We start from the raw sequence: 8,948 nt of genomic DNA, 5'->3' as shown, positions 1-8,948 counted from the left end.
ACGCCAGCGCGATCAACGCGGGGTGCTGCCGGAGCGGCCGCGGCGTGCGCGGCCCGGGGTTCCCCGTGCGAGCGCGCGTGTCGCGCGCGCCCGCACGGGTCGACTGGATGGTCATCGCAACTTGCTCCAGGCATCCTCGATCTGCGTCGTCGCCTGGTCGAGGCGGCTCGCGACCGGCGATCCGTTGCGGATGTCGGCGAACGCGCGGTTCATCGCGGACTCGAACTGCACGTAGCCGACCGAGACGGGTCGTGCGACCGCCGTGTTCTCGACCTCGTAGGTGATGAGGTCGGCGATGCCGACGGTGTGCTCGCCGCCGAGCTCCTCGAGGCCGGGGAGGTACTCGGCCGCCGCCTCGGAGTTCGCGGGGATGATCGTCGTCGCCTCGGTCGTGGCGAGGTTGCCGGCGGCGTCGAGGGCGGCGAACTCGAGGAACTGCCGCGCGGCGTCCGTGTTCTTCGATGCGGTGTTGATGCCCCACGACCACGAACCGGTCGGAGTCGCGACCTCGCCGCCGTCGAAGTACGGCATCGGTGCGACACCCCAGTCGAAGTCGACGTCGTTCGCGAAGCGACCGACGTCCCACGGCCCGCCGATGAAGAACGTCACGTCGCCGTCCATGAAGACGGGTGAGGTCTGGAAGCCGCCGACGCCGCGCGGCGAGAGGCCGCTCTCGAACGTCTCGGCGTACCAGTCCATGGCCTCCTGCCAGCCGTCGTCGGTGACGTCGACCGTGAGCATCTCGTCGCCGGTGATGCCCGACCCGCCGCCGAGCGACTCGGCGAGCGGCTGCAGCTGGTAGTAGGCCTCGACCTGCTCGAACAGCAGGCCGTACTCCATCCCGGCGTCCTGCGTCGCGCGCCCCGCCTCGACGACCTGCTCCCAGGTCCAGCGCTCGGCCGGGTCGACAGGGGGCGCCTCGACGCCGGCCGCGGTGAGGGCGTCGCGGTTGAAGAACAGCATCTGAGTCGAGTTCCAGATCGACAGCGCCCACATCCTGCCGTCGTAGACGTTGATGTCGAACTGGGCCGCCGAGGTCGCCGCGCGAGCCTCGTCCTCGAGGTCGCTGAGGTCCTCGAGGAAGCCCTGCGCCGCGAGCTGCGAGAGGTTCGGCTGGTCGACGGCGTAGACGTCGATGCTGTCGTCCTTCGCGCCGAGGCGCTGCTGGAGCGTGTTGGAGTACTGGTCGAAGGGCACCTGCGTGTACTCGATGGTGATGTCGGGGTGGTCTGCCTCGAACGCCTCGATGACCGGCGCGAACGTGGCCGGGTCCTCGGGGCCGAGCAGGTTCACCGTGCCCGAGGCGGACGCCGATTCGCTCGCCGACGAGCAGCCGCTGAGCACCAGCGCGCCGGCTGCGGCAGCCGCGAGGAGCAGATGTGATCGCTTCATTGAAATGCACCTTCCTGCAGTGTATCGCCGTCATCTAAGCGGCTAGACGAAGCGGTTAGATGGCACTATAGGCGCAGCCGGGATTTCCCGCAACAACCGGATTCCCGCGATCTCGGTGCTAGCATTGCCAGACATCTAACCGGTTAGCGTTAACAGGGGGAACGGATGGCGACAGGACGCGACGTGGCGCAGCTGGCGGGCACCTCCACCGCCGTCGTCAGCTATGTCTTCAACAACGGCCCGCGGAACGTCTCCGACGAGACCCGCGCGAAGGTGCTCGCCGCGGCCGAGAAGCTCAACTATCGGCCGAACGCGCTCGCCCGCGCGCTGAGCTTCGGCCGCACCGCGTCGGTCGGGCTCATCGTGCCCGACATCGCGAACCCGTTCTTCGGAGAGCTCGCGCGAGCCCTGGAGGACGCGGCGATCGCCAGGGGCGATCTGCTGCTCATCGGAGACTCCGCCCTCGACGAGGACCGCGAGGCGCAGATCATCTCCGCGTTCGTCGACCGCCGGGTGGACTCGGTCGTCATGGTCTCGATCCGCGAGCACCCCGACTTCAGCGCGTTCACGCAAGCCGGCATCCCGGTCGTCGCCCTGCACCCGGTCGACCGCGGGTCCGCGGCATCGTCGATCACCATCGACTACGAAGAGGCGGCACGCGCGGCAGCCGAACACCTCGTCTCCCACGGCTACGACTCGATCGCGCTCCTCAACGGCCCCTACGACTCGGTCGGCGCCGGGCAGCACCGGCGCGGCTTCGCCGCCGCCGTCGATCGCGCCGGCACCCCGATCCGCACCATCGAGGTCAACTCGGCCACGTCACGAGCGGATGCCGCGGCCAGGGCCCTCGACTGGCTCGCCCGACCGGACCGGCCCCGCGCCGTCACGTGCGCGACCGACGAGCAGGCGTACGGCGTGCTTCACGCCGCCCACCGGTTGGGACTCCGCGTGCCGCATGACCTCGCCGTCATGGGCTTCGACGGTACCGGCCACTCGGCATTCGCAGTGCCGGCGCTCAGCACCGTCCGCCAGCCGATCCCCAGGATCGCCGAGCGGGCCGTGGGCCTCCTCGCGGAGGCCGACGGCGATCCGGTGCACGAGGTCCTCGGCTACGAGCTCGAACTCCGGGAGTCGTGCGGCTGCGGCGACCGGGGGGAGTGACCCACGTACGGCACGACGCCGCCGCAAATGCCCGCCTTCGGGGGACACGTCTGCGAAGTGGCTGCCGTTAGCCTCCGACTACAACCTGAGTGATATTCACTCTGTTTCTCGCACCGGTCGCAGAGGGGGGAAACGTGTCTCTCAGAGCACAGCCGAAGGCGCGCGCCGGCGGGATGACTCCGCGCTCACGACGTCGAGGCGTGACGCTCGCCGTCCTCGTGATGGTGACGGCGACGATCACGAGCGGGTGCGGATTCGCCCCCAGTGGAAGCGCGAACATCGCTCGTACACTGCCGGGCGGCGTGAGATCGGCTCTGACGAACGGGATCGAGTCTGCAGTCACCACCTTCGACGGGTACACGGACGACTTCGCCAAGGCAGCCGAACCGACGGCCATCGCACCTCCACCGGCGCTCCAGCAGGCGGTCCGACGGGCTGACGAGGCAGTAGCCAACGGGGTGAGGCTCACCCAGGCCGAGCAGCGACTCCTGGATACCGCGGAGCGATGGATCGCCGCCTACAAGGCGTGGGACCGGGTGCTCGAAGTCGCGATCGGCTGGGAGCTCTCCATACCCGACGACGCTGTCAGGCTCGCGGCCGCGAACTTCATCAGGGAGCCGTCGCAGGACTTCCTCGCGCTGGTCGTGGCCCTGGAAGAGAGGGTGCTCAAGGGACTCATGTGCACGGTCGCGCGGGAGGGCCTCGACGGGCTCGGAGAGATCCAGGCGCGATCGGAGCCGGCCGCATACGAGTACGTCGGGACCGACAGCACGGAGGTCGCAGCCTACCTCGACGCGGCGGTGGCGAGCGTGCCGGGCGCCTTCGACGTGCTCGATACGCTCGGGCTCGCGAACGAATCCATAGATCTCGCCAATGACTACCTCGACGGTCTCGTCGACGTCATCGATTCACCGAGTACCAGCGTGGCGACGGCGAACCTGATCTACTTCCGGAGTTGCGTCGCCCGACCTCGATGACGGGCCGGGCGGCATCGCGGCTCTCCGACTCCGAAGCCCTCAGGAGATCCGCCACGCGAACGCGTACGGCTGCGCGAACTGCGTGATGCGGAACGCACGCACGACCACCGTCGCCGTGCCCGGCGGCATCCCGACCCATCGGACCTGCTCGACGTTGTTGGCGCGGTCGAAGCCGACGGCGGTGCCGACGTTGCCATGGCGTTCGGTGCCGTCGGCGGCGATCACGATCAGGTCGAGGTCGTTCTGCAGCAGCGCGCCGGGCGGGTCGGACCAGACGAGCGTCACCTTGAACGTGGCACCGCCGGCTGCGAGCAGTCCCCGGTCGTCGCGCTCCGGCGACTCCTCCGGGATCTCCACCTCGAACGACTCCTCGTCGCCCTGGTCCAGCGGCCCGCCTTCGCCGAACCCGCCATCGGCGGCCGGCCCGGGCAGGATGATCGACCCCGCGAGATCCACCCTGCCCCAGCCCGAGTTCGTGTTGGGCGACTCCCCGGCCTCCGACGGGGTGTACTGTCCGGGCAGCTCGACCGCCCCGTTCACGAGCAGCGCCTTCACGAGTGCGGCGCTCGGCGTCGCCAGCCCGTTCTTCACGAGGGTCTCCCGAACCACGGCGGCGCAGCCGGCGACGAGCGGCGTGGCCATCGAGGTCCCCGTGTCGAAGAAGAACAGCGGGTCGCCCGAGACGCCGAAGTCGTCGCCGCCGGGCGCGTTGCGCGAGAGCGTCGAGAGGATGCACGTTCCGGGCGCGATCACGTCGGGCTTGATGCGCCCCTCCTGCGTCGGTCCGCGGCTCGAGAACGCCGCCATGCCGACCGATGAGTCGGCCTGCAGGTCGCCGCCGACCGGGTCGCTCGGATAGTCCGACGGCCAGTAGTCGCGGTACGTGAACCCGAAGTCGCGTACGCTCTCGCTCGCGCCGATCGTGATGCAGTTCTTCGCCGCCGCCTCGGCGCCGATCTGGCCCGGATCGATCGCACCGTCGGCGTCGCCGTCGATGCCGTCGTTGCCCGCGGCGAAGCAGATCACCTCGTCGGGGTTGTTCCAGACGAACGCGTCGATCTCCCGCGATGACGGGCCGTACGGCAGGCCCGGAATCGTCGAACCCCAGGAGTTGGTGTGCACGCGCGCGCCGTCGTCGTACGTCGGCTGGAAGAGGTCGGTGAGGTCGGCGGGGATGCCGCCGAGCCCGCCGCCGGAGTCGATCAGGCTCTGCAGGATGAGCTGCGCCTCCGGCGCGGTGCCCTCGATCGCGCCGCCCATCGTGGCCGAGTTGCCGCTCCCGAGCACCGACCCCGCGACGTGCGTGCCATGCCCGTGCGGATCGTCGGCGCGCGCCGGCGACGTGCGACCGAGCGCCTGCAACCGCGCGACGCGGCCGGCGAACGCCGGATGCGGGTTCGCAGCGTCGCCCCGGTCGAACCCGGTGTCGGCGACCGCGACCACCTCGCCGTCGCCGCGGAACGGCGTCCCGTTCACGGTGACGTCGGCGTTCAGGATGCCGCGGGCGACGTTGTTGAAGAGGCGACGCTCCGGCACCGGCTGGATCTCCCGGACCTCGTCGATGGTCGCGAGCCTCGGCAGTCGGCCCTGCTCGGTCGTGACGCGGAGCTTCGCGGGCGTGACCACGACCTGCTCCGGGTTCACCTTGGCGGCTCGGGCGACCCGCTCGACGAGCTCGTCGGTCGGCGTGACGTCCGGGTGCAGCAGCAGGTCGACCGGCGTGAACGCGCGCGACGGATGCGGCGTGTCGAACCCGAAGTCGCGCGGCCCCGCCGCGTCGACGTTCGCGCCGACGAGGGACGGCGGGATCTTGAAGGCCTTCGCGTAGGGCCCGGCCCAGTCGACGAACGACAGGTCGGACACGGGCCCGATGTCGTTCGGCGGGTAGGTGGCGAGGTAGGTGTTGTCGGAGACGTACTCCTGCACCTCGGCACCGACCTCGGCGACCGCGGCGCGCTGCTCGGCCGTCATCGGCTCGGTCGTGTGGATGAGGATGTGATCCGAGCTCGCCACTTCCTCGGCATCCAGCCCGAAGGCCTGCAGGTCGCGCTGCGGAGCGCTGGTGTCGACGGTGATTCCGTTGATCGTGATCTTCGGCATGGCTCGCCCTCGCGCTCTCGGTCATGGGACCGGGTCCAGAGCGGGCGGCGATCCCGACGGCACCTGATTACGGCGGCGCGAGTCTAACCCCGTGGGGTTGGGGGCGGCAATGCGCACGCGGGCGGATGCCGCCGGCCGATCGGGCACGCATCGGAGCCGCTCGGGCATGCGCTCCCGTCAGGGGGTCGACCTAGCCTCGAACCATGACCATCCGACGCATCGACAACGTCGCCATCGTCGTCGACGACCTGGATGCGGCGATCGCGTTCTTCGCCGAGCTCGGCATGGAGCTCGAGGGCCGCGCGCACATCGAGGGCGACTTCGCCGACCGGGCCGTCGGCCTCGACGGCATCCGGAGCGAGATCGCGATGATGCGCGTGCCCGACGGCCACGGCCGGCTCGAGCTGACGACGTACCTCCGCCCCGAGGCATCCGCCCCGACACCCGCGGTGCCGCCGCCCAACACCCTCGGGCTGCACCGGGTGATGTTCGCCGTCGACGACCTCGACGACACGCTCGCCCGCCTGCGCCCGCACGGCGCCGAGCTGCTGCGCGAGGTCGCGAACTACCAGGACGAGTACCGGCTCTGCTACCTCCGCGGCCCCGCGGGCATCATCGTGGCGCTGGCCGAGCAGGTCGGGTGACCCGCCCTGCTCGGCCCAGCGCGCCGGTGACCTGGCTCAGCCCACCGGGGGCACGAAGCATCCGCCGTGCTGCCATCCCCTCTGCTCGAACTGGCCCAGGTTGCAGACGACCGAGTTCACCGGGTAGTACTCGCCGAGCGTCGCGAACGCCGAGGTCCACGCCCCGTCCCGCGGGACGTCCTGCACCGCGTTGTGGAAGTCGTCGCTGACGACCATGTGGCGCATGATCATCGCCGCCGGCACGCCGGCCTCCACGCGGAGCACGGTCGCATCGCCGACCTGCTGGCTGTCGCTGAGGTCCGCCGACGACACGATCACGGTCCAGTACCCGTCCGCGCCGATGGCGAGCCGCGTCAGGCCGTCGGGGTTCTTCACGGGGTCGTACTCGCCGCTGCCGAACGAGCCGTTGGCGCACGACCAGTTCGCATCCTGCGCCGGGTACGGCCAGACCTTCTTGTCGAGGCAGAGCGAGAAGTACCTCATGTCGTACTCCGCCGGATCGTTGTCGTTCCACGGCACTGGGCTCGCACCCACCGGGACGCGCGGAGCCTTGCCGCGGAAGACGTACACCTCGTCCGGCGCCGGGATGAATCCGGCGGCGAGGTACCCGGCGACCGGGTTCGACCACACGCTGTTCTGCGCCGCGGCCGTGGGCGCGACGAACATCAGCGGGGTCGAGCACGGCGTCAGGTCGGCACCCACGTAGGCGCAGGCGTTCGAGGCGCGCGGGACCGAGCCGTCGGCGGCCGCCCCGAAGAAGTCGCCCTGCACCGGGCTCGCGCTCGACGCCGAAGGGCCGTACCCCGAGCCCGTGCGACTCAGCGGCAGTACGTTGAAGTCCGTGCCGTCGCTGGCGAAGGCGCCGGGACCGCCACCGCTGCAGTCCGTGCCCTGCGGATCGGGCACGAGCCGGATGGTGTACGTGTCCTCGTACGCCGTGCTGTCATCGACCCACGGGTTGACCGAACCGGCATCCGGCTCGATCTGGAAGTCGGTGTTGTACGACTGGCAGATCGTGCCGGCGCCGTTCTCGTAGTAGTAGAAGTCCATGCTCGAGTCGTAGAGCACGTACGACATGAACAGCTGCTCCTGGAACTGCCCGTCGATCTCGACGTGGTCGAGGACGAGTCCGTGGCGGTCCGGTTCGGTGCTCGCGTCGAACGGCACCGCCCAGTAGGTGGCGTCCGAGTCCGGCAGGAAGATGTCCATGCCGTCCTGCACCGGCGTCGTGTTCCGCGTGTAGTCGCGGCTGTCGTACACCTTGGTGTTGATGCGCGCCCACCAGCTGCAGTACGGGAAGGCGGTGCCCGCTCGTTCGAGGTCCTTCTTCTTGAACCCGAGGTCGGCGGCCATGTCGCGGAAGTGCTGCTCGACCGTCTCGCTCTTCGTGTCGTTGAAGAGGTCGGTGAACGCGTCGGTGTCGGTGATGCGCGTCGGGCAGTCGGGCAGCTCGAACCGCGTCAGGTCGCCCGAGCCGGGGTCGCGCTTGACGATCGTGATCTGCGGCGGGTCGGCGTCGATGGACAGGCGCCCGTCCGCGGGAACGTACGACCGCAGGAGCATGATCCGGATGTCCTCGGCCAGGTTCCCGGTCCCCTCCGGGACCTTCGTGGACGCCTTCGCGACCGCGGCCGTCGCACCCCCGGCGAGCGCCTGCGCGCCGTCGGTGGTCGGACCGGATCTCGCGCCGGAATCGATCGCGGCGGTCGTGAGGACCAGCCCCACGAGCGCCAGCTGCGCGGCCCACTGCATCGTCGAGGACTTCATCAGATCACCCCATTGAGATCTGCGGGGCGCGCTCGTCTCCCCATCCGCGCCCCGCCGTCACGACCGGCGGTCGTGCTCGGCCCCAGAACCTAGACCCATGTCGGCCCGGACGAGGTGACATTGGTCCCATTCCGGGATCGCGGAGGATGGTGGAAGGCCCTCGGGGTCGTGGTCGTCCACCTCGCGAGCGGCGGCATCGTGGGAGAACCCGAGCGGGTGGCGGCACCGACGTCAGCCTGAGCCCCCGGCCCGGTCGCGCTCACCCGTCGCGCAGCGCCGCGGCGATCGCCGCGCCGATGACCCGCGCACCATCGGCCGTCGGATGCAGGCCGTCGGAGCTCATTCCGGCGCCGAACCGACCGTCGCTGGTCCGCACGCCCGCGGCGGCGTCGACGAACCGCCATCCGAGATCGCGGGCCAGGTCGTCGAGGCGCGCGTTGTACGCCTCCGCACCCTCGGGGAAGGCGTCCATCGGCGGGATCGAGACGACGACCACGTCCGCGATGCCGACCGCGTCGACGATCCGGGCGAGGTTCGACGCCGACTCGTCGAACGGGATGCCGAACGCGACGTCGTTGGTGCCGGCGAGCACGACGAGCACGTCCGCCTCGACGGGCCCGACCGACTCCGCCATCCGCTGGGTCGTCGCGCCCCACTCCGCCCAGCCGCCGGCGAACGCGAACCCCTCGTCGACGACGTACGTCGCCCACGAGGCGGCGCCGAGGTCACCGGCAGCGAAGTCGCGGCTGTCGGCATCGGTGATCGAGTCGCCGACGGCGGCGAACGTGCCGAGGGTGGCGACGACGGATGCCTCGGGCGTGCCCGTCACGTCGGATGCCCTGGTCGCTGCGCAGCCGACGATCAGGCTCGCCCCGGCGGCGGCGGCGGCGAGCGCTGCGCCGGCGCG

The 8,948-nt window shown here is 70.4% G+C and carries 7 protein-coding genes; 3 read left to right on the top strand and 4 right to left on the bottom strand.

The annotated features are described in order from the left end of the window. Window positions 1-111: 111 nt before the first annotated feature. On the bottom strand, window positions 112-1,392 hold the full coding sequence (locus ESO86_RS06960) for an ABC transporter substrate-binding protein (protein ID WP_129234246.1): 1,281 nt from the start codon (window positions 1,390-1,392) through the stop codon (window positions 112-114). Window positions 1,393-1,557: 165 nt separating this feature from the next. Here ESO86_RS06960 and ESO86_RS06955 point away from each other — a divergent pair, with 165 nt between their 5' ends. Both ESO86_RS06955 and ESO86_RS06950 read left to right on the top strand, forming a co-directional pair. Continuing rightward, the gene (locus tag ESO86_RS06955; RefSeq protein WP_129234245.1) at window positions 1,558-2,553 is read left to right on the top strand and encodes a LacI family DNA-binding transcriptional regulator; all 996 of its coding nucleotides are present in this window, start codon (window positions 1,558-1,560) and stop codon (window positions 2,551-2,553) included. A 200-nt stretch (window positions 2,554-2,753) separates the two neighbouring features. Then, the gene (locus ESO86_RS06950) at window positions 2,754-3,530 is read left to right on the top strand and encodes a hypothetical protein (RefSeq protein WP_129234244.1); all 777 of its coding nucleotides are present in this window, start codon (window positions 2,754-2,756) and stop codon (window positions 3,528-3,530) included. Window positions 3,531-3,569: 39 nt separating this feature from the next. Here ESO86_RS06950 and ESO86_RS06945 read toward each other — a convergent pair whose 3' ends face one another. Continuing rightward, window positions 3,570-5,630 (bottom strand): S8 family serine peptidase, encoded by a 2,061-nt coding sequence (locus tag ESO86_RS06945; protein ID WP_129234243.1) that lies wholly within the window; start codon window positions 5,628-5,630, stop codon window positions 3,570-3,572. A gap of 203 nt (window positions 5,631-5,833) precedes the next feature. Between ESO86_RS06945 and ESO86_RS06940 the strand changes: the two genes are divergently transcribed. Beyond that, on the top strand, window positions 5,834-6,274 hold the full coding sequence (locus ESO86_RS06940; RefSeq protein ID WP_129234242.1) for a VOC family protein: 441 nt from the start codon (window positions 5,834-5,836) through the stop codon (window positions 6,272-6,274). A gap of 36 nt (window positions 6,275-6,310) precedes the next feature. Here ESO86_RS06940 and ESO86_RS06935 read toward each other — a convergent pair whose 3' ends face one another. Together ESO86_RS06935 and ESO86_RS06930 are read right to left on the bottom strand one after the other, a co-directional pair. After that, window positions 6,311-8,041, bottom strand: a complete 1,731-nt coding sequence (locus tag ESO86_RS06935) for a hypothetical protein (protein WP_129234241.1) — start codon at window positions 8,039-8,041, stop codon at window positions 6,311-6,313. A 259-nt stretch (window positions 8,042-8,300) separates the two neighbouring features. Continuing rightward, window positions 8,301-8,948 (bottom strand): SGNH/GDSL hydrolase family protein (locus ESO86_RS06930; protein ID WP_165307448.1); only part of this gene is annotated, 648 nt, incomplete at its 5' end.

Source organism: Agromyces binzhouensis (genome assembly GCF_004135055.1).
Lineage (GTDB): Bacteria > Actinomycetota > Actinomycetes > Actinomycetales > Microbacteriaceae > Agromyces > Agromyces binzhouensis.
This window is presented reverse-complemented; position numbering and strand designations above follow the sequence as displayed.